Annotated in this window: 13 protein-coding genes; 10 read left to right on the top strand and 3 right to left on the bottom strand. The window is 61.9% G+C overall.

The window, feature by feature from the left end; genetic code table 11:
• Nucleotides 1–310: 310 nt before the first annotated feature.
• Nucleotides 311–2,335: an excinuclease ABC subunit UvrB gene (gene uvrB / locus HPY64_02715; GenBank protein ID NPV66042.1), complete on the top strand. Its 2,025-nt coding sequence runs from the start codon at nt 311–313 to the stop codon at nt 2,333–2,335.
• A 306-nt stretch (nt 2,336–2,641) separates the two neighbouring features.
• Nucleotides 2,642–2,881, top strand: a complete 240-nt coding sequence (locus HPY64_02710; protein NPV66041.1) for a hypothetical protein — start codon at nt 2,642–2,644, stop codon at nt 2,879–2,881.
• 254 nt (nt 2,882–3,135) lie between these two features.
• On the opposite strand, the gene HPY64_02705 is transcribed toward HPY64_02710, so the two are convergent.
• Complete coding sequence (locus tag HPY64_02705; GenBank protein ID NPV66040.1) at nt 3,136–4,866, bottom strand: hypothetical protein; 1,731 nt, start codon at nt 4,864–4,866, stop codon at nt 3,136–3,138.
• A 131-nt stretch (nt 4,867–4,997) separates the two neighbouring features.
• Between HPY64_02705 and HPY64_02700 the strand changes: the two genes are divergently transcribed.
• Together HPY64_02700 and HPY64_02695 are read left to right on the top strand one after the other, a co-directional pair.
• Nucleotides 4,998–9,794, top strand: coding sequence for a protein kinase (locus HPY64_02700; protein NPV66039.1), 4,797 nt, complete (start codon nt 4,998–5,000; stop codon nt 9,792–9,794).
• A gap of 1,414 nt (nt 9,795–11,208) precedes the next feature.
• Entirely contained in the window at nt 11,209–11,949 is a 741-nt protein-coding gene (locus HPY64_02695; protein ID NPV66038.1) for a DUF1638 domain-containing protein, read from the top strand.
• 64 nt (nt 11,950–12,013) lie between these two features.
• Here HPY64_02695 and HPY64_02690 read toward each other — a convergent pair whose 3' ends face one another.
• Together HPY64_02690 and msrA are read right to left on the bottom strand one after the other, a co-directional pair.
• Nucleotides 12,014–14,581 carry a hypothetical protein gene (locus tag HPY64_02690; protein NPV66037.1) on the bottom strand — a complete coding sequence of 856 codons (2,568 nt, stop codon included), beginning with the start codon at nt 14,579–14,581 and terminating at the stop codon, nt 12,014–12,016.
• A gap of 140 nt (nt 14,582–14,721) precedes the next feature.
• A complete protein-coding gene (gene msrA, locus HPY64_02685; GenBank protein NPV66036.1) occupies nt 14,722–15,258 on the bottom strand; it encodes a peptide-methionine (S)-S-oxide reductase MsrA in 537 nt (178 codons plus the stop codon).
• A gap of 233 nt (nt 15,259–15,491) precedes the next feature.
• On the opposite strand from msrA, the gene HPY64_02680 reads away from it, so the two are divergent.
• The 6 genes from HPY64_02680 to HPY64_02655 all read left to right on the top strand — a co-directional run bounded on the left by HPY64_02680 (nt 15,492) and on the right by HPY64_02655 (nt 21,901).
• Nucleotides 15,492–16,514, top strand: coding sequence for a LacI family DNA-binding transcriptional regulator (locus HPY64_02680; protein NPV66035.1), 1,023 nt, complete (start codon nt 15,492–15,494; stop codon nt 16,512–16,514).
• Complete coding sequence (locus HPY64_02675; protein ID NPV66034.1) at nt 16,511–17,680, top strand: DUF1343 domain-containing protein; 1,170 nt, start codon at nt 16,511–16,513, stop codon at nt 17,678–17,680. The genes HPY64_02680 and HPY64_02675 overlap by 4 nt, the downstream gene beginning before the upstream one ends.
• A gap of 67 nt (nt 17,681–17,747) precedes the next feature.
• Complete coding sequence (locus tag HPY64_02670) at nt 17,748–19,049, top strand: ABC transporter substrate-binding protein (GenBank protein ID NPV66033.1); 1,302 nt, start codon at nt 17,748–17,750, stop codon at nt 19,047–19,049.
• Between the two features lie 171 nt (nt 19,050–19,220).
• Nucleotides 19,221–20,096 carry a sugar ABC transporter permease gene (locus HPY64_02665; GenBank protein NPV66032.1) on the top strand — a complete coding sequence of 292 codons (876 nt, stop codon included), beginning with the start codon at nt 19,221–19,223 and terminating at the stop codon, nt 20,094–20,096.
• Between the two features lie 13 nt (nt 20,097–20,109).
• Nucleotides 20,110–20,955, top strand: a complete 846-nt coding sequence (locus HPY64_02660) for a carbohydrate ABC transporter permease (GenBank protein NPV66031.1) — start codon at nt 20,110–20,112, stop codon at nt 20,953–20,955.
• A 4-nt stretch (nt 20,956–20,959) separates the two neighbouring features.
• Nucleotides 20,960–21,901, top strand: coding sequence for a GNAT family N-acetyltransferase (locus HPY64_02655; protein NPV66030.1), 942 nt, complete (start codon nt 20,960–20,962; stop codon nt 21,899–21,901).
• The last annotated feature ends 24 nt before the right edge of the window (nt 21,902–21,925 follow it).

Raw genomic sequence — 21,925 nt, 5'->3', positions numbered from 1 at the left:
CGGCAAGGGTACAGCAGGGCAAAACAGCGGCAAGTATAGCGTCAAAGCCGGTGTGTGAAAAAAAGAAGGGTGGGGGGGCAGAACCTGTCAGTCATGCTGGCGGCCCCCTGCTGCCGGTGGTGGATCGCCAGTTGCCTTTACCTTGGCCTCCAAAATAGCTGGCGAAGCTGGCCGCCCTGCGCTATAATGACAACTCTGGTTCGCACAATTGTTCGCTTCTGAGTTGTCCGTTCCCCGTGACCGGGCAACATCGCGTTACCCCGTTCCGGTTACCAGCCACGCTAAGATTATAGTGCTGAGGGCCTCCCCCATGCCTGACTTCCAGCTTGTCTCAGAGTTCAAGCCCACCGGTGACCAGCCCACTGCTATTGCCGGGCTGGTGGACGGCCTGCGGCGCGGCCTGAAGCATCAGACGCTGCTCGGCGCGACCGGTACCGGCAAGACCTACACCATCGCCCAGGTGGTAGAGAAGGTCAACCGTCCGACGCTGGTCATGTGCCACAACAAGACCCTGGCCGCGCAGCTTTACAGCGAGTTCAAAGAGTTTTTCCCGCACAACGCCGTCGAGTATTTCGTCAGCTACTACGATTACTACCAGCCGGAAGCTTACGTCCCGCAGAAAGACCTCTATGTCGAGAAGGAAACCGACATCAATGAGGACATCGACCGCCTGCGGCTCTCGACCACCACCTCGGTCATGAGCCGCCGCGATGTGCTGGTCGTAGCCTCCGTGTCGTGCATCTACGGACTGGGCAGCCCGGAAGCCTATGGTAAGGTGGTGCTCAATTTACGCGTCGGCCAGATGATCCGCCGCGACGTGATCCTGCGCCACCTGGTGCACATTCACTACAAACGCAATGAATTTGAGCTAAAAGGAGGGTCCTTCCGCGCCAAAGGCGATACGCTGGAGGTCATGCCGCCCTATGATGACTTCGCTTACCGGATCGCCCTGTGGGGCGACCAGGTGGAGCGGCTGCAGATCGTCAACCCGCTGACCGGCGAGATTCTGCAGGACCTCGACCAGATCGACATCTACCCCGCCAAGCACTTCATCACCGAGGAGGATAAACTCCAGGCGGCCATCCGCGACATTGAGCACGAACTGGAACAGCGCCTGGCGGAACTCACCAAGGAAAACCGTCTGCTGGAAGCCCAACGCCTGGAGCAGCGGGTGCGCTACGACCTGGAAATGCTGCGCGAGCTGGGCTATTGCTCCGGAATTGAGAACTATTCCCGCCACATGGATCAGCGCCCGCCGGGCAGCCCGCCCTGGACGCTGTTGGACTACATGCCGGCCGACTTTCTGCTGGTCATCGACGAAAGCCATATGACCATCCCCCAGATTCGCGGCATGTACGGCGGCGACCGCTCCCGCAAGCAGACACTGGTGGACTATGGCTTCCGCCTGCCCAGCGCCCTGGACAACCGCCCGCTCAACTTCGAGGAGTTCGAAGCCCGCATCAACCAGGTGATCTACACCAGCGCTACGCCCGGCCCTTATGAGGCCGAGCACAGCCAGCAGGTCGTCCAGCAGATCATCCGCCCGACCGGCATCCTTGACCCGGCAATTGAGGTCCGCCCGGTGCGCGGCCAGGTCGATGACCTGCTTGGCGAGATTCAGGCCCGCGTCAACCGCGGCCAGCGCACCCTGGTCACCACCCTGACCAAGCGCATGGCCGAAGACCTGGCTGATTACCTCAACGAGATGGGCATCAAGGTGCACTACCTGCACTCTGAGATCGAGACGCTGGAACGGGTGGACATCCTGCGTGACCTGCGTATGGGCGTCTATGATGTGGTGGTCGGGATCAACCTGCTGCGCGAGGGTCTGGACCTGCCGGAGGTCTCGCTGGTGGCCATCCTGGACGCCGACAAAGAAGGTTTCCTGCGTTCTGAATCGGCCCTGATTCAGACGATTGGCCGCGCCGCGCGCCATGTGGAAGGCCGCGTGATCATGTACGCCGATCACATGACCGAGGCCATGCGCAACGCGATCGGCGAGACCAACCGCCGCCGGGCTGTCCAGGAAGCCTACAACCGTGAACACGGCATCGTCCCGCAGCAGATCGTCAAGGAAATCCGCGACCTGACCCAGGCCGTCCGTCAGAGCGCCGCCCCGGAGAAAGCCGAGCGCCCGGTCGAATCGCTGGCCGAACTCTCCGTGCTGGAGATGGAGCGCGCGATCAAGGACCTGGAGCGCCAGATGAAGGAAGCCGCCAAGCAGCTGGAATTCGAGAAGGCGGCCATGTTGCGCGACCAGGTACTGGAACTGAAGGGCATCCTGGCCCTGCGCCGGGCGGAAGGGACGGAACTACCGCTGTTCTTCGGCGATTGAGCGAAGAAGCAGCAAGGGGGTGGGGGTTGCGGGTGCATTCCAAATTTGGGGCAGGATCAAGCCGCCACAGCCCAGAGGTCACCGAAGTCGTGGCTCAAGACTGCAGAACGCAGGACAAGCATCCGCTCAACACGGGGGGATCAGGGCATTCTCAGACCAGCCGGGCGAGTATTGTTTCCAATTACCCACCCATCCTCAGTGTTCCGCCAGCTTCTCGCTTTTTTGCCCCCAATCTGGAATGCACCCCGAATCACGGGGTGCTTGACACCCCCGCAGTCGCGTGTGCTGTGATGCGCCTGGAAGGTGATGGAGCCGCAAGAGAGCGAAAGCCTTTTCCGGTTTCTGCCCGTTGTGTGCATCACGCCCGCACACCTGAAGCACACAAATCTGACCGAAGAGGAAATCGCCCAGCTGGATGATGAGGACTTGATGTTCATCAGCCACGCGATCGTGCGCCACTACACCAACGATGTGTTCTGGGAGGAGCTGGAGTTCCTGGCTCACCTGACGCTTGACGTGAAGCGTGGGGCTTCCCTCCTGAGTTGACATGGGCGCATCAGGCGGCGGATACCGCATGCTGAAGGCTTTCATGACGCATTTTGTCACTCTGGCCACGACTGCGGAGGGAGGAAAATTGACCTCGTTCCCGTATTCCCCTATGGGGCATTGGACACAGTTTGTACTCAATCAGCAGAATAGAGCATGATACAGCGGACCCACTGGGCCCGCTGCGTTTGTCTTGCCTGTTTATCGTCGTTCAGAATAGCGTCAGATTTTCCCCAGCCTGCTGCCTCACGCGATCAGTCGACCTGGTTGAAGAGCTGCGGGCGGGGGGAAGAAGGTGCGCGCATATAGCAGGCCTCTTCGCGCACCACGAGCGCCAGTTGATCCTCACCTTCCGCCCGATAAACGGTATACACCCCCACCTCGCCAGGGCGGCAGAAGCGGGTTGTCTCCCCGCTGGTCAGCGTCAGCACGCCGTTCTGCACCTGATAGGTCCCCAGATCCTCAACGGTATCCGCGTCCAGCCCTTCGTAGGACTGGTTGGCCCGGAACGTGCCATCAGCCCTGAACTGGAAGTGGAACATGCCCAACTGCCAGCGCCAGGTCCCCAGGATTTCCTCCGCACTGAGCACCGGCGTGCCGTCCCGTGCTACGGTCGCGGCGACCGTGGTATCCAGCATGGGGAATCCCTGCGCGCTGTAGGTGATTCCAGGGAAGACCGCCGCCTCCGGCGCGAGCGCCGCGGCGGCCTCCGTGTCACCGGTCAATGTTGCCAGCAAAAATGCCGTTGCGAAATGGTTGACCAGGTCATTGGCGCGCAGTTTGTCCCAGATCGCATCGGCGCATTGGAACCCCAGGCCGATGTCCACCAGCCAGGGCGAGGACGCGCAGCTGTTGGCGACAATACCGTGCTCGGCGCCGTCGAGGAGCACCAGGGCTTTGTGGGTGCTGGAGGCGTGATCAAACGCCGGGCGAATGCCCCAGTCCACCGGGGTGCCGGTATCTGCGGAGCCGCCCAGCGCCAGCAGGGGAATACTGATCGCGGCCAGCCCGTCCGGCCCGAACAGGTAGGAGTCGCCTGCCATGGTGATGATCGCGTCCACGCGTGGGTCTCCCCAGGAAGGCCACAGGCCTTCCGGTTGCGCGTCAAGCCCGGCCAGTGCAGCCATTTCCGCCTCAAACGGCTCAAACGGATCGCACAGCCAGGCAGAGGGATCGCCTGCAGCACGGGCGGCGGCACAGCGCGCATTAAAGGCGGGCAGGTCGATGCGCGCGCCGCCGGCGGCGAGTGCCGTCTGACCGCCGCTCGAGTGACCGGCTACCGCCACGCGTTTCAGGTCCAGCAGTCCCGCGAATGTGCCACCGTCAGCCGTCAGGCTTGCGGCATAGTCAAGGACCCGGGTGATGTCCCGCGGGTTCTCGATCGCGCTGATAGGCACCTCGCTGAAGGGGTTCTCCTGCATAAAATACACATGATCCGGATGATCGGGGGCCAGCACGACAAACCCGTAGGAGGCGGTGTGTTCGAGCAGGTTGGCATACGATGCGGGATTCGTTCCCCAGCCAGGTGAGAATACCAGCAGTGGATAGGGGGCGCCGACCATGTCCGGCGCGGCATCCTGCAGGGCGTGTCCGGCGACGGTCGGGGTGAAGTCTGGCCCAGGAATCCATTTGGCCTGGTAGGTATAGGTGACGGCTTCCGCTGCGCCGTCAGGATTCAGCGCAGGGTACCAGACCGTCAGTGGAAGGGGACGCTCGGCTTCCGGCTCGATCACCAACTGGCGCGTGCCCACCCAGTACGGGCCGTGTAGCGCGTAACCTTCCGCGAAGGGGTGCAGACCGATCCGGGGCGGCTCCTCCTGAGCCACTGCTGACGGTACGGCCATCAGCATGGGCATCACCAGGCAAGCGATCAGCGTAACGACGACAACTGTTCTGGCTCGAACGGTGAACATGGTGTAACCCTCCTCAACATCCTGGCCGTGCATCTGCGTGGTGATGATGGCGGCTATGACGGCTGATTTCATCGTATGCCGACCCTTGCCTGCGCGGGAGATGGGAAAAGGTTGGGTATTCCGGTGTGAATAGGTATGGAATCGCGTCCTGTGGCCGAAATTCCCCATACAATGAAAACAGTGTAAGTAAGTGGGAGGCGGCCATGAACGACCTGACAGGCACCGTGCTCAAAGGCTACAAAGTGCAGGAGCTGATCGGAGCAGGCGGCTTTGGCGCGGTCTACCGGGCCTGCCAGGTGACGGTCGGGCGGGAAGTCGTCATCAAGGCGATCCTGCCGCAGTTGGCTAACAACCCGGAGTTCATCCGGCGTTTTGAGATCGAAGCGCAGACGATCGCGCGGCTGGAGCACATGCATATCGCGCCGCTGTACGATTATTGGCGCGACCCGGAAGGCGCTTACCTGGTCATGCGTTACTTCCGGGGCGGCAGCCTGGCGGATGCGCTGCACGATGGCCCCTATGCGCTTGCCGCCACGGCGCTGCTGCTGGACCAGGTGGCGGCGGCGCTGGCGGTAGCCCACCGCAGCGGCGTGATTCACCGCGACCTGAAGCCGGGCAACATCCTGCTGGATGAGGATGGCAACGCATACCTGGCCGATTTCGGCATTGCCAAAGATATTGAGCGCTCAGAGATGGGACTGACCAGCGCAGATGTGATCGTCGGTTCCTTGGACTATATCTCGCCTGAGCAGGCGCGCGGCGAACCAGTCACGCCACGCACGGACATTTACAGCCTGGGGGTTGTGCTCTACGAAGTCCTGGCCGGTGAGCACCCTTTCCCTGGCTTAACCTCGGTGGAGCGTCTGTACAGGCACATCAATGACCCGCTGCCAGTGATCCCCACTCTGGATGATAGCGTGCGTGACGACGTTAACGCCGTTATACAGAAGGCAACCGCCAAGGATCCGGCTCGCCGCTACGGCGATGCGCTGGGGATGGCGGCCGCGTTTCGCGAGGCAGCCCGCCTTGACCGGGTGATGGTAGGGGATGACATCGTCGAACGGCTGACACGCCGCGAGCAGGAGATCCTGCAGCGTATGATCGCCGGGGCATCGAACCGGGACATTGCGCAGGACCTCTTTGTGGAGATCACCACCGTCAAATGGTACATCAACAAGATTTTTCGCAAGCTTGGGGTACGCAGCCGGATGCAGTGCATCGTCCGGGCGCGCGAATTGCGGCTGGTCGTTGATGGTGAGAGCGACTTCGACCTGCCTGTTCTCACCGGAGAGGGAACGGCTACCAGTCTTCTGTTTCAGCCGGAGAACCCATACAAAGGGCTGCGACCCTTTCAGGTGGCGGATACACGTGATTTCTTCGGACGTGAGAAACTGACAGCCGCCCTGGTGGCGAGAATGACAGAGCATGTTGAGTTTGCACGCTTCCTTGCAGTAGTTGGGCCAAGCGGCAGTGGCAAATCCAGTGTTGTACGCGCCGGGCTGATCCCGGCCCTGTGGCGCGGCGAACTGCCAGGATCGGAGCGCTGGTTCATCGTCGATATGCTGCCCGGAGCGTACCCGCTGGACGAATTGGAGGTCGCGCTGATGCGCGTAGCGGCGGACCAGGCGCGTAACCTGCACGAGCCACTGACCCGCGATCCGCGCGGCCTGCTGCGCGCGGCGCAGTTGATCCTGCCGGATGATGACAGTGAACTCCTGGTGATTGTCGATCAGTTTGAGGAAGTCTTCACCCTGGTTGAGGATGAGGCGGCGCGTCAGCATTTCCTGGACCTGCTGTACACCGCTGTGACCGCACCCCGCAGCCGGGTACGCGTGCTGATCACCCTGCGGGCGGACTTCTATGACAAACCGCTGCACTATCCGGAATTTGGCGAGATGGTGCGAAGTCGGATGGAAACGATCCTGCCACTCTCAGCGGACGAACTCCAGCGGGCGATTGGCAAGCCCGCCCAGCAGGTGGGGGTGATGTTTGAGGAAGGGTTAATCGCGACGATTGTTTCGGAGATTCACTACCAGCCCGGCGCGCTTCCGTTGTTGCAGTATGCCCTGACTGAATTGTTTGAAAACCGCGAGCAGTGTTCTTTGACCCATCGCGCCTACGAGCAAATCGGCAGGATTACCGGCGCGCTGGCCCGCCGCGCTGACGCGCTCTATGACGAACTCGATGAAGCGGGGCGTGAGGCTGCGCGCCAGATGTTCCTGCGGCTGGTAACGCTGGGCGAAGGCGCGGAAGACACCCGCCGCCGCGCGTCGCGATCGGAGTTACTGGCAATCGCTGTCGACCCTGATCTGATGGAGTCCCTGATCGATACCTACACCGGATACCGGCTGCTGTCGCTGGATCACGATCCGGCTACGCGCACACCGGTGGTGGAAGTTGCGCACGAGGCCATCCTGCGCGAGTGGCGCCGGCTGCAGGCCTGGCTGGATGAGAGCCGCCATGATATCCGGCAGCAGCGTTGGCTTGCGACGGCCGCCGCCGACTGGTTGAGCGCCGGACGTGACCCCAGTTACCTGTTGCATGGCGCTCGCCTGGAACAGTTCAGTAGCTGGCTGGCCCAGGCTCCGCTGGCCCTGACCCCGGAAGAACGCGAGTTTCTAGAGGTCAGCGTCACGGCGCAGCACCAGCACGACGAGACCGAACGCGAGCGGCAGGCACGTGAGCTGGCGCTGGCCAGGGAGGCCGCAGAATCGGCCCGGCAGGCCGCAGCTGCCCAGCGCCGGGCAACGCACTGGCTCCGCTTCCTGGTGGCGGGCCTGGCGGGGTTCCTGGTGATTGCGCTTGTCCTCTCCGTATTTGCCTTTGCCAAGGAGCGCGAAGCTACTGACTCGCGTAAGAAGGCTGAGCGCGAGGCTACGGTCAATCACAGCCTGGTGCTGGCCGCCAATGCGCGCGAGGAATCCGAGGTGGGTAGGGGGGACCTGGCGCTGGCGTTGGCCCTGGAGGCGGCTGCCATCGACGAGCCACCGGCGGATGTGCGTAATACGCTGGCCAATGTTGCGTTTGCTCCCGGAACCCGCATGGTACTGGCCGGACATCAGGGTGAGGTCACGGCGGTGGCCTTCAGCCCTGATGGGCACACACTCCTGTCAGCGGGGTGTTCCCACAACGTTTCTGAAGGCGGTGACTGTGATCGTGGCGAACTGATCCAGTGGAATCTGGACTCCGGTGACAGGCTGAATCGTTGGGAGGGCCATACCGGTTGGATCAACGCCGTTGCTTTCGCACCCGATCAGCAAGGCGTGATCAGGGCAGTGTCCGCCTCGGCTGACGGGACGCTGAGCGTGTGGGATGTGGCGGCAGGCCGCGAACTCCGCCGCCTGGAAAGTCATTCCGGGGCGATCAACGACGTGATCTTTGTGCCCGGCGGGCAGGCCATCCTGTCTGCGTCCGAAGACGGCGCTGTGATCATGTGGGATGCAGCCAGCGGCCAAATCCTCAGCCGGTTGGAAGGCCATACGGCATGTATCAACATGGTGGCGGTCAGCCCGGATGGCATGCGCGCGGCGACCGCATCGGATGATCGGACCATTCTCATCTGGGATATTGAGCCGGCTTCCCCGCTCTTCGGTCAGGTTGTGCGGCGGTTTGAGGGGCATAGCTCGGGTGTTTTGGGCGTGGCTTTTGTGTCGGACGGTGCGGCGATTCTCTCCAACAGTTCGGACCTTTCCTTCCGCCTGTGGGATGTGCAGACCGGCGTTGAGCTCCGGCAGCGGATGATCGGCGCCTATGGTGGTGGCATCGCGGTTAGCCCGAACGGCCGCACGGTGCTGTTCCCGATTGGCACGGAGCTTTACCTGTGGGACACCGAAGTTTGGTGGCAGGATCAACTGCTGACCGGGCATACGCAGCGCATCTGGGATGTGGCATTCAGTCCGGATGGCGGGCTGGCGGCAACCGCCTCCAGCGATGGGACGGTCCGGATATGGAACATTGCTGTGCAGGAAGAAGTGCATCGCTATAGCGCAGAAGCACCGATCTTTGCACTTGAAGTCAGTCCGGATGGTAGCCGGCTGGTGGCTGGCGAAGGCACGTCCGCAGGCAATCTGTGGGTATTCGAAACATCATCTGCGGCTTTGGCTCGCCTGATTGAAGGTCAGGGGTTGACCGTTGCGCCGGGCGCCATTGCCCTTGACCCCGGTGGGCGGTATGCCCTGGTAGCAGCCCTGGAAACGGATAGCCAGGTGATGGCCTCTCGTCTCACGTTGTGGGATCTCGATTCAGGAGAAGCGAGCCAGGAAATGAACGGGCGTAAGTTTCCCTATCGAAGTACGGCTTTCAGCCCGGATGAGAGGTACGCGCTCGTTGGCACGCAGGACTTCAGCGAGGATGACCTGGGTGGTGAGCTGTTTCTCCTGGACCTGGAGACCTGGGAGATCGTCAGGCAGTTTGATACCTCGGAAGACATCACCTCGATCGCGTTTAGCAGGGATGGAACGCAGGCGATAAGCGGGTCGTGCTATTTTGAGGACGCCACACGCTGGGATATCGCCTCCGGCCAGGCAATCCGATCCTATCCGGAGCAGCCGGCGTGTGTGCTGAGTATCCTCTATGGCCCCGACGAAACCACGATCATCACCGCCAGCAATGATGGCAGCATCACGGAATGGGACAGCCAGACCGGTGAGAGGATCAGGCAGTTTGTGGGGCATGATGGGCCGGTGTGGAGCCTTGATCTCAGCGCGGATGGCCGCCTGATGGCGTCCGGATCATCGGATGGCAGCGTCATTGTGTGGGACTATGCAGGGGCCCAGGTGGTTCACCGCTACACGGGCCACATGGGCTGGATTTTCGATGTCGCATTCAGCCCGGATGCCGGGCGACTCTATTCAGCGTCTGCGGACGGTACACTGCGGGAATGGCAGGTCAGCGAGTGGTCACTCGAGGACTTACTGAGTTGGGTAAAGGCGAATCGTTACATCCGCGATTTCACCTGCGAGGAGCGCGAGCAATACCGGATAGAGCCGCTGTGTAGCTGATACGGGGTGTCGTAGCGTTCAACTGTCGCGGAAGACCTGATAGATTCGCTGTGGAGATACTCCAGAGGTAGACCAGCCGGATGCCGTTAATCCATCGCTTCACCGATGCGTGCTCCGCCGGAACGCGAAGCGCGCAATCCCCGGACGATTAGCCCCCTATGGGGCACAACCTTATACACGCTTGAGCAAGCCACGAGCCGCGTTCTGCAGCAGCTGTATCGTGGCTTTTCGCTTCCCCCGGCTCCCGTATCACCCCTCAAACGTGAACGCAATACGGCGATCCGCGCTCAGTATGCGGCGGGGATGAGCGTGCCGGACCTGGCGCGGCGGTTTGGCATCTCCGAGCAGCGGGTGCATCAGGTGCTGCGGGGGAGGAAGAAGTAGGGTGTCACCAATGTAACCACAACGAGCGGTACTGGTTCACGCTCATTAATGTCTTCTGCACCGAGAAAGTTGCCTTGCCCTACCTCTATCCAGGTGGCAAGACGAATTCGTCCCCTTTGGGATGGCTGTTCTCAGCTACTTTTGCGATTGTGCGGAATATTACTTCAAGTTCTTGAGCATACTCGTGCCAGAGTGCTTTGTCTGGAGGTGTGTCCATTATTCTTTGTCTAACATCCTCAAGTCGGCCAATAATCTCACTTGGCACTTGCGCTTGTCGCGCATGATAGATACTACGGTCCAACATGGCAATTACCTCGTTTTTCGGCCATAGAAGCTCAAGTCTAAGTTGGGTATGCTGGAGATTGTGAGCAAGCCAGAAAATGTTCCCTGGGTGATTTTTATCAAGCTGACCCTGTACCATAGGGATAGACAACAACTCGACTGTGCCTAAGGGAGTGGGAAGACTTCTTACGCGATCGATTAGCCGACTTACTGGTTCACGAAAAGACCATCCGGCAAGCACCAAAACCACCATCGGCCAGAGGTACAGTTCTCCGAGCGTTCGAATAACCTCCATTACGCGCTCGAATGGTGGCTCTTGAACTACTACGTAGGCGACCGCAAGAAGCAAAAACACATGCGAAAGACCCACTGCCTGACACGCTGCCAGTTCATAGATGTTTCTCCCTGAAATTCCTAAAGCGTGCTTGTTAAATCGTCTCTGTTTCTTGCCCTCATAAGCCTTTGGCGACGGTGATGTCAGTAAACTTCTGTAAAAAGGGGAGGCATGCGCTATCCTTTTGAAATAGCGAATTCCATTCCAAAGAAGGAAAGCTACGCGCCATGAGTCAAGTCGGAGAATAGCACCGAGCCAGCAGATCAAGCAACAGCTGAGCAACTTTTTGCAGGAGAGCCTGCCTGAAAACCGTTCGCCAAGAGGCCTAGTAGTATAGTTGAAGTACGCCCCCCGGCAGCGGTAAGATTGGCGGCAACGCCCGGTTCAAACCGCACCCAGGAGCGCCTGCCCGCTATGAGCCATTTCATCGCCCTGACCTGCGAAGCGCTGGCGCGCAGCATCTACGCCGTCGCCGCCACATCGCCGCATACCATCTCCGTGCGCCTCTTCAAGCAGGGGCTGCACAATACCCCGCGCCGTCTGCGGGCAACCCTGCAGGAGCAGATCGACGCCATCGCGCCGGGGGAATGCGACGCCATCCTGCTGGTCTATGGCCTGTGCGGCACCTCCACCGTCGGGTTGGCCGCCCGCCACACGCCGCTGGTTATCCCCCGCGCGCATGATTGCATCACCCTCTATCTTGGCTCGCGGGAACGCTACCAGGAGGAGTTCAACGCCCATCCTGGTACGTACTGGTACAGTGTCGATTACCTGGAGCGCTCCGACGGCAAAACGACGGCCCTCGGCGCAGTGGACATGACCCTCGACGAGGATCAGTACGCGGCTTATGTGGAGAAGTACGGGCAGGAGATGGCCGATATGCTGGTGGAAGAGATGCGCCGCTGGTCGCGCCATTACACCCGCGCCGTTTTCATCGATACCGGCCTGGGTGATCCGGCCCCCTACGAACAAATGGCCCGCGCCAAGGCGGAGGCCGAGGGCTGGATTTTTGAGCGCAAGGAAGGGAACCGTCGCCTGCTGGCGGCGCTGGTCAACGGCCAGTGGGACCCCGCCGATTTTCTGGTTGTGCCGCCGGGCCATGTCATCCAGCAGTCTTACACGGACGGCGTGATGGAGGCTGTGCTCGTAAGCTGAGTTGCTGCGACCGGCGTCAGCGCTGTTCCGCTTGCCGACGCCGGTCTCTCTTTCTTCGCCGAGACTACTCCCCGGTCTGCAGGCCAAAACCGCGCGGGAAGAGCGGCTCTTCCCCGGCGCTGAGCCGGCTCAGCGGCACCTGATCCATGCTGCGCGGCCAGGTGAAGGGCAATCGCCCGGTGAACGGCTGCAGGCCGAACAGCGCATCGGCCACGCCCTGGCCCTCGCTGCCGGGCAGCCAGGCCGCCACCAGTGCGTCCATATCCTCCAGTTGATCGGTGAGGATAAGTGGCCGCCCGGAGATCACGATTACGATCAGCTTCGCGCAGAGGCCGCGCATCCGCGCCAGCAGAGCAATGTCCGGCTCGGCCAGCGCCAGGTTGGCCCGGTCGCCAATGCCTTCCGCGTAGGGCTGCTCGCCTACGACGGCGATGCAGGCGTCGGGCGTCACACCGCCAGCGTTATTGAAGCGCCCGAAGCGGTCGTAGAAGACCTGCGTCGCCCCGTCAACAGCGGCCTCAATGCCCTCCAGAATGGTCGTCCCTTCGGTGATCTCGCCAACCGCGCCCTGCCACTCGATTGTCCAGCCACCGGACTGGATGCCGATGTCATCTGCTGCCTGACCGCCGACGAAGATCACCGGTGTGGCCGGGTCCAGTGGCAGGACGTTGCCCTCATTTCTGAGCAGCACCAGCGAGCGGGTCACGGCAGCGCGAGCTATGGCGCGGTGTTCCGCCGAACCAACCTGCGCCAGCAGCGCGTCATCGCCGAAGGGATGCTCGAACAGTCCCAGGGCGAACTTGACGCGCAGGATGCGCCGCACAGCGTCGTCGATCCGGGCCAGGGGTACGTCACCGTTTTCCACAGCGGCGGTCAGCGTGTCGATGAAGCGGCGGTAGTCGTAGGGCACCATGTTCATGTCGATGCCGGCGTTGATGGCTGTCACGACAGCAGCGTAGTAATCGGGCGAGATCTGGTCAATCCCACCCCAGTCGGAGACGACGAAGCCGCTGAAGCCCAGTTCGCCCTTGAGTACGTCGGTGATCAGGTAGCGCTGGGCGTGCATCTTCAGGCCGCCCCAGCTGGAGAAAGAGATCATAATGCTCTGCGCCCCGGCCTCGATGGCGGCGATGTAGGGCGGCAGATGCACGGCGCGCAGAGTCGCCTCGTCAATATCAGTCACACCCTGGTCAAGCATGTACTCGCCGGTGGTCGAGCTACCCCAGGCCGTGCCGCCATCGCCGACGTAGTGCTTGGGTGTAGCCAGCACGGTTGCCGGATCGGCCAGATCGTCCCCCTGCAGACCGCGCAGGTAGGCAACCGCCAGCCGCGTGACCAGTTCGGTGTTCTCGCTGTAGGCTTCATAGGTGCGGCCCCAGCGGATATCCTGCGGGACGGCCACCACCGGAGCGTAGTTCCAGTAGATGCCGGTCGCGATCATTTCCAGGGCGGTGACGCGCCCGATTTCCTCCATTAGAGCCGGGTCGTCCGCCGCGCCCAGACCGATGTTGTGCGGGAAGATCACCGTCCCGCGCACGTTGTTATGGCCGTGCACGGCGTCCACGCCGTAGATCAGCGGCACGCCCAGGCGCGATCGCAGCGCTTCCGCCTGGAAGCTGTTGACCATCTCGGCCCAGGCTTCTGGCGTATTGTTGAAGCGGTCGGGATAGCCGCCTCCGCCGCTGAGCAGTCCGCCGATGCCCAGTGCAGTGATATCGGCCCGGCGGATGCTGTTCTTCTCCACCAGCGTCATCTGCCCGATCTTCTCGGCCAGTGTCATCCGGGCCAGCAGGTCTTCTACCCGGTCGTCAATCGAGGCGGTGGAGTCCCGGTAGAGCGCGCCGGAGGGGAGCGGGATGGGCGTCGCCGTGGGGATCGGCGTTGGCGTGGGAGGAATAGCCGTCTGGCCGATCTCAAAGAAGATCAGCTGCCCGAAGAGCGACGGATCCAGGTAGGAGCGATCAGCAGTGTCGAAGACCGACCAGATCAGCTTGGTATCGCGGTCGGCGCGGGATGCGCCGTTGAGGTGCACCTGGAAGCCGATGACCGCCCCGTGCGCGACAGTGATGTCCCAGACGTCATTGTGTAATGGCACGGCAGCCTCAACCACGTAGCCCGTCGGCGTAGTGGCGGCGGTGGCCAGGGCATTCGCCGTCAGTCCGCGCATCCCGCCGATCACGGCCTCCTCCGGCGCACGACCAATGTTCAGGGCCGGGATGGTGATCTGGGCCACGCCATCCACATACTCGCGGAGGGTCAGGTTGCCTGTAGCATTGACATAGAACTCGACTGAGTCTTCGTTCCAGTATTCGGTGCCGTGTGCGCCGCTGATGATGTTGCTGTCGATTACATCAGCCATGAAGTAGAGGTAGGTGGCATCGGCGGCGGCGGCGAAGGTGATCGCTGGCACACCGGTGGTCAGGTCGGCGTCAGGCGGGACGGTCACGCGCGGGACGCCCGCCCAGTCGCTCAGGTTGCCGTCCAGGGTGATGGTCAACGGGAATGGCGCCAGGTAAGTCTGGCCCGGCAGGCCATCCGGGGCCAGCGGCCCCTGGGCGGCAGCGGGGATGAGCGCGGCCAGGGTCGCCGCAGCCCCCAACAACAGCACGATCAGGCGAGCAGCAGAGCGCATGGTGTTTCCCCTTTCCTGACTGGTTTGGTGTTGCAGCGGTGATACGGCGCTGCAGTGTTCACATTTCCAGTGTACACCATGCCAGGGTCGGGGTCTGCGGCAAAAACAGCCCCCGGCGGGCCGGGGGCGGGGAGCCAGCATCAGGCTTTGAGGCGATCCAGGTATTGCTTGCGGAACTTGGCGACTTTGGGCGCGATCACCACCCGGCAGTAGCCCTGCTCCGGATTGTTGCGGAAGTATTCGTGGTGGTAGTCCTCCGCCGGATAGAACGCTTCCAGCGGCACAACCTGGGTGACGATCGGCGCGGGCCACAGGCCTGCCGCGGTCACCTCTGCGATGGTCTGTTCCGCGATGCGTTTCTGCTCCGGGGAGTGGTAGAGGATGATCGAACGGTACTGCGGGCCGACATCAGCGCCCTGCCGATCGGGCGTGGTTGGATCGTGAATGGTGAAGAAGACATCCAGCAGGTCCCGGTAGGTGATGACCGCCGGGTCATAGGTGATCTGAACGACCTCAGCATGGCCGGTCAGGCCGGTGCAAACCTGGCGGTAAGTGGGGAAGGGGACATGCCCACCGGCATAGCCAGGCTCTACCTTGAGAACACCCCGCAATAGCTCATAGACCGCTTCCAGGCACCAGAAGCATCCTCCGCCCAGCGTCGCAAGTTCCGTGTTCATCCGATCAACCTTTCTCCAACCATTTTGTCTGCAAATTATACCGGATCAATCCGCTATTGGCCGGGTAGCTGGATGAGCAGTTGGTGAGACCGTGATGGGAAGTGGGTTGCAGTAACTCAGGTGACACGATGGAAGAAATCTCAATTCTTTTTTAAGGATCATTGGGCAATAAGCTGTGATAGAGTCAGGTAGAACGTTCAATTGAACGTTCACTTTCGCGGTCTGGAGGGGGCATGGCCGCCAAAACGCCTACCATGAAAGACGTGGCGCGACTCGCCGGTGTCTCCGTGCAGACAGTGTCGTGCGTGGTCAACGGGACGGGTAGCATCTCCACCCGAACCCGCCAGCGTGTGCTCCGTGCCATTGATGAACTGAACTATCGCCCCGATCCGATCGCCCGTAGTATGCGCACCCGCCAGACCCGCCTGATCGGCCTGCTGGTGTTGGACATCACCAACCCCGTTCACTCCGTGATTGCCGAGGCGGTGGAAAGCGCCGCCCACGCCAACGGCTACAAAGTCATCCTCTACAACGTCAGCAACAGCCCGGAGCGCGAGCGCGAAAGCTTGGAGGCGGTGGCTGAAGGGTTGGTTGACGGACTGGTCATCGTCAACTCGGTGGACCGCGAACGCACCCTGCGCTTTCTGGCCGAAGAAGAGATCCAGTCTGTGTTGATCGACTGCCAGTCTGATTCTGCTGTGCCGACGGTGATGGTGGATAACGTCCGGGCGGGGTATGTGGCAACCGAGCACCTGATCCGGCTAGGGCATCGGCGGATCGCTCACATTTCTGGCTCTGCGCCGATGATCATCTCTCAGCAGCGTCTGGAGGGTTACCGCCGCGCTCTGGCCGATCATGGTCTGACTTACGAGCGGGTGGTCTACCTGATGAAAGCCTCCTGGGACTGGGATTTTGCCTCTGGCTACCGGGCCATGCGCGAGCTGCTGGAAGGTGATCCGCGCCCGACAGCTGTTTTTGCTGCCAGCGATCAGATGGCCATCGGCGCGTACCGGGCCATTGTTGAGGCCGGGTTGCGCATTCCACAGGATATTTCTGTGGTGGGCTTTGATGACATCGAGGCTGCCGCTTACGCCACGCCGCCGCTGACCACCATCCGCCAGCCGTTTACAGATATGGCGGCCAGCGCGGTGACGACGCTGTTGCGGCTGATGGACGGGCAGGACGTCGAGGAGACGTTGCACATCCTGCCCTTTGAGCTGGTTGTCCGGGGTTCTACTGCGGAGGCGCCCCAATGAGGGTCATCCTGGGTCTGGAACGGTTTCTGGCTGAGCCGCCGGCAAGTGTACGGGGGCGGCGCGTCGGGCTGGTCGTCAGCGCCAGCAGCGTCGATCCCGATCTGGTCAGCACGGTGGAGCGCCTGCATGCGGCGGCCGATTTCACTCTGGCGGCCCTCTTCGGGCCGGAGCATGGCCTCCGCGGGGAAGCCCAGGCTGGTGAAAAGGTATCAACAGCGACCGATCACGTGACCGGTCTGCCGGTGTACAGCCTCTATGGAGACACCAAGAAACCCACTCCGGAGATGCTGGCCGGGCTGGACGCCCTGGTCGTGGATATGCAGGACGGCGGCGTGCGCTTTTACACGTACCTGTACACGATGGCCTATGTGATGCGGGCGGCGGCGGAAGCCGGGTTGCCGGTAATTATCCTGGATCGGCCTACGCCGCTGGGTGGCCTGAAAATCGAGGGGCCGGTGCTTGATCCGGCCTATGCCTCATTTGTCGGCCTGTACCCCATCCCCATCCGTTACGGGATGACCATCGGGGAGGCAGCCCGCCTGTTCAACGAGGCCTTCGGCATCGGCTGCGATTTGACGGTGATCCCTATGCACGGCTGGCAGCGCGCCATGTGGTACGACCAGACTGGCCTGCCGTTCATCCCGCCTTCGCCCAACCTGCCGACGCTCTCCGCGCTGACCCTGTATCCCGGCACCTGCCTGATCGAAGGCACAAATCTTTCCGAAGGACGCGGCACAACCAAACCTTTTGAGTATCTTGGCGCACCCTGGATCAGCGACCCGGAGCGCCTGGCGCGGGACCTGAACGGGTTGGGGCTGCCGGGAGTGCGCTTCCGACCGGTGTACTTTACACCGACCTTCAGCAAGCATGCCGGACAATCCTGCCGGGGGGTGCACGTTTATGTAACCGATCGGGAGATCTTCCAGCCGGTGACCATGATCCTGCACCTGATCCGGCAGGTCAGGCTGGCCTACCCCGATCATTTTAGCTGGCGGGAACCCTGGGAACCCGGGGGACATTACCCGATCGATCTTCTTGCCGGTGGCGATACGGTGCGCAGGCACCTGGACGCCAATCGCCCTATCCCGGAACTGGTCGAAAGCTGGCGGGGCGGGCAGGCGGTATTCGCCGAACAGCGGCGGGCCGCCCTGCTATACGCCGGGTGACCAGCCGGGACCATCCATCCGGTGTTGTATGACACCAGGCAATGCTATTTGTCTCAGGGAGGAAAAGATGTTGTCGAAGCGTCCTGTCGCAGTTCTTCTTATCCTGGCCGTTCTTCTGGCGGGGCTGGCCCCCGGCGTCATGGCTCAGGAGCCGATCAAGCTGACCGTGCTCACCCACTGGGGTGAGGAGCGTCTGCTTGTCGCCCAGCAGGCCATGATCGACGAGTACGTGGCGGCGCACCCCAACGTGAGCATCGAACTGCAAACTGTGCCGTTTGAGGAGCTGCTCACCCGTATTGTGACCTCCCGCACCGCTGGCACCAGCCCTGACATCTATCACATCTACAACCTGTGGCTGCCGGAGTTCACCAATGGCGGTCTGCTGGCCCCGATGCCGGAAGACCTGGCTGCCTGGGTCAGCGAGAACGCTGCCGCGACTTCTGTGGTCGGCGTGACCTACAACGACCAGCTGTGGGGCGTGCCCACGGAGGTCAACACCTACCTCTTGCTCTACAACAAGCGGCTGCTGGCCGAGGCTGGCTACAGCGAACCGCCCAAGACCTTCGAGGAACTGGTTGAGATCGCCTCAGCCATCACCAAGAAGGACGAAACCGGCGCGGTGACCCAGACCGGCTTCGCCGCGATCACCGGCTGGGACTCCGGTGTGGTGCATCCGTTCATGGCCCTGCTGTATTCCAATGGTGGCGAGTACTTCAACGAGGACTTCACCGAAGTCGCCTTTGGCAACCAGGCCGGGCTGGAAGTCTTCCAGCTCTACCAGGACCTGCTGGACAGCGGCGGGATGGACACCAGCATCTCTGGCTGGGACTTCCCCAACGGCACGGTGGGCATGATCATCATGGCCAACTGGTGGCGGGCCACCCTGCGGGCTTCCGAGAACATCGACTATGAGACCGAAGTGGGGGTCGCCCCGATCCCGGTCGGCCCCAGCGGCACCGAAAGCTCCACCCTGGCCTACAACTGGCTGTGGAGCGTTGACGCCAACTCCCCCAACCAGGAAGCAGCCTGGGACTTTGTCGAGTGGATGAACACGCCGCGTGGCGAGGGCGAGCCTTCGCCGATGGGCAACTTCCTGGTCAATGAGCTGGGCGCGATCCCCAGCCTGCTCCCCGATCAAGCCGCCTTTGCTGAGGACCTGGGCGATCACTTCCTGGCGCCGTTTGTGGCCTCTACCGCCTACGCGCGGCAGGAGCCGGTGATCGGCGGCAGCCAGGAGATCAAGAGCCTGCTCCAGGTTGAGATCGAATCGCTGTTCACGGGCATGACCGATCCGCAGTCGCTGATTGACTACGTGGTGCCGGAAGCCAACGCCATTCTGGAAGAATTCCGGGCGGGCGCGGGCGGCTAACCGCAGTACCCTTGCCGCCGGGGAGGGGCCTGCCGCCCTTCCCCGGCGGTTCCCAGCGGGTTTGACCGCCATCCCTGTTGCCAGTAAGCGAGGTATGCAATGCGCCCTCCTAATGTGTCTATCAACGGCCAGGCGCGGTGGCGTCCTGCTTCCTGGCCGAGCAGCGGCCTGATGCGCCGGCGGATGATCTGGGGGTATGTGTTCATCGCCATCCCCATTCTGTGGCTGCTGGTGTTTTCGCTGGGGCCGATTCTGTTCAGCGGGTGGGTTAGCCTGCACCGCTGGGACATGATCACGCCGGTGGCGGAGATGCCGTACACCGGGCTGGAAAACTATGATTACATCTTCACCCGGGACAATGTGTTTCCCAAGGCGCTGGGCAACACCTTTCTGTTTGCCATCGGCGGCGTGACCACGAATGTCGTCCTGGGGTTGGCTTTTGCCCTGCTGCTCAACACCAAAATCCGGGGCCGTACGCTCTGGCGGGTGCTGTACTTCCTGCCGGTGATCACGGCGCCGCTGGCGCTGGGCGTGATCTTCGCCTTCATGTTCAACCGCAATTACGGCGTGATCAATAACCTGCTGGTGGTGCTGAACCTGCCCCGGCAGGGCTTTCTGAACGATCCCAACCAGGCGATGTTCGTGCTGATCGCCATCGCCGTTTATCAGTATGTGGGCTACTACATCGTGATCTATCTGGCCGGTCTGCAGGATATCCCGCAGGATTACTACGACGCGGCGCGGGTAGACGGCGCCAGTTACTGGCAGGAACTCTGGTACATCACCCTGCCACTGCTACGGCCTGTGATGCTGTTCATCATCGTCACCAACACCATCGGGGCGTTGCAGGTCTTCGACCTGGTGTTTGCCACTACCGGCGGCGCGCCGGCCAACAGCACGATGACGGTCGTGCTGTACATGTACAATACCGCCTTCAAGTACTCCCGGATGGGCCGGGCCTCGGCGATGGCCTTCGTGCTGTTCGGGATCATCCTGCTCATCACGATCGTCCAGCTGCGGCTGTTCCGCGATCGCACTACTGCCTGAGGGGGATGCCATGATGCAAGAGCGAAATCTGCTGCTGGAACGGCTGGGGACAGCGCTCAAGTACGCCATCCTGATCATCGGCGCGATCATGATGGTCTTCCCCTTCGCCTGGATGATCGACGCCTCGCTGATGACCTCCAGCGAGATTCAGCGCCGCCCGCCGGCCCTGTACCCCGCAGAGGTCCAGTGGCAGAACTTCACCCAGTTACTGGATGTCCTGCCGTTTGGTCGGCTGTACCTCAACAGCCTGATCGTGACCATTTCCACGGTGATCGGCGTGCTATTCACCAGTTCGCTGGCGGGTTTTGCCTTCGCTAAATATCAGTTTCCGGGGCGGGAAGTGCTGTTCTACATCATCCTGGCGACGATGATGATCCCCTTCTTTGTCACCCTGATCCCGGTGTTCTACATCGTGCGCCAGCTTGGCTGGATCGACTCGTACCAGGGGCTGATCCTGCCCAGTATCACCTCTGCCTATGGCATCTTCTTGATGCGCCAGTTTATCGTCTCCATCCCCGATGAACTGATCGACGCGGCGCGCATTGACGGAGCGCCGGAGCCGATGATCTACTGGCGGATCATCATCCCGCTGACGCGCCCGGCCCTGGCCACGCTGGGGACGTTCGTCTTCATTGGCTCGTGGAACGCCTTCCTGTGGCCGCTGCTGGTGATCAACAGCCGCGATCTGTACACGGTACCGCTGGGCCTCAATACTCTGCGGACCTTCGCCGCCGAGGCGCGTAACCTCAACCTGCTGATGAGTGGCACGGTCCTGTCGGTCGTGCCGACGCTCATTCTGTTCATTTTCCTGCAGCGTTACTTCATCCAGGGCATCACGCTCACCGGTCTCAAAGGATAGAAGCATGCAGATCAGACCTTATCAGGGGACGGATGAGGCGGAAGTGCTGGACGTCTGGCACGCCGCCATGACTCATGACCGCATTTCCCCCAACATCTTCCGGACACAGGTGCTGCTTGACCCCAACTTCACGCCGGAAAACCTGCCGGTGGCGGTGGAAGACGGGCGTGTGGTGGGGTTCGTGCTGGCGCTGACCCGCCAGGTGCCGCTCTTCCTGCAGGGGCTGGAGCCGGAGAAGGCCTGGATCACGGCCTTTGGCGTCCACCCGGACTACCGGCGGCGGGGAATTGGTCGCGCGCTGTTCGAGCATGTGCTGGATTGCCTGCGGGCGGAGGGGCGCAAGACGGTGGACATCTCCCCGTATGTGCCCAACTACTTCGTGCCGGGCGTGGATGTGGCGGCTTACCCGGGGACGATCACCTTCCTGGAGCAAGCTATTGGCTTCCGCACGCTCTACCGGGCGATCAGCATGGGCGCGGATCTCTCCGGCTTTCAGATTCCGCCGGAAATCCTGGAACTGGAGCGCCGCCGGGAAGAGGAAGACGGCATCACCATCCGCCCGGTCACCGCAGCTGACCTGCCGGAACTGATGCCGTTCATCGTCAAGCATTTCGGCTGGGACTGGTACCGGCACGCCCAGGCTTACCTGCAGGAGCTTTTCGGCGGGTCACCGCATCAGATCTGTTTCCTGGTGGCGCGGGAACGCGGCAGGATTGTCGGCTATTGCCAGCAGCGCGGCGAGCGCTTTGGGCCGTTCGGCGTGGACCCGGAGTGCCGTAACAAGGGCGTTGGGCGGTTGTTGCTCTTCCGCTGCCTGGAGACGATGAGTGCCCGGAATATCTACTTCGCCTACTTCCTGTGGACGGGCGAAGACGCCGCCCGGTTGTACGCGCTGGCGGGCTTCAAGCGCCGTCGGGAATTCGCCGTGCTGCATCTGGATCTGTAAACTGCACTCTAAAGGAAGGCAACT

Source organism: Anaerolineae bacterium (assembly GCA_013178165.1).
Classification (GTDB): Bacteria; Chloroflexota; Anaerolineae; order Aggregatilineales; family Ch27; genus Ch27.
The sequence above is the reverse complement of the archived record's forward strand: the minus strand, read 5'-3'. Positions and strand labels throughout refer to the sequence as shown.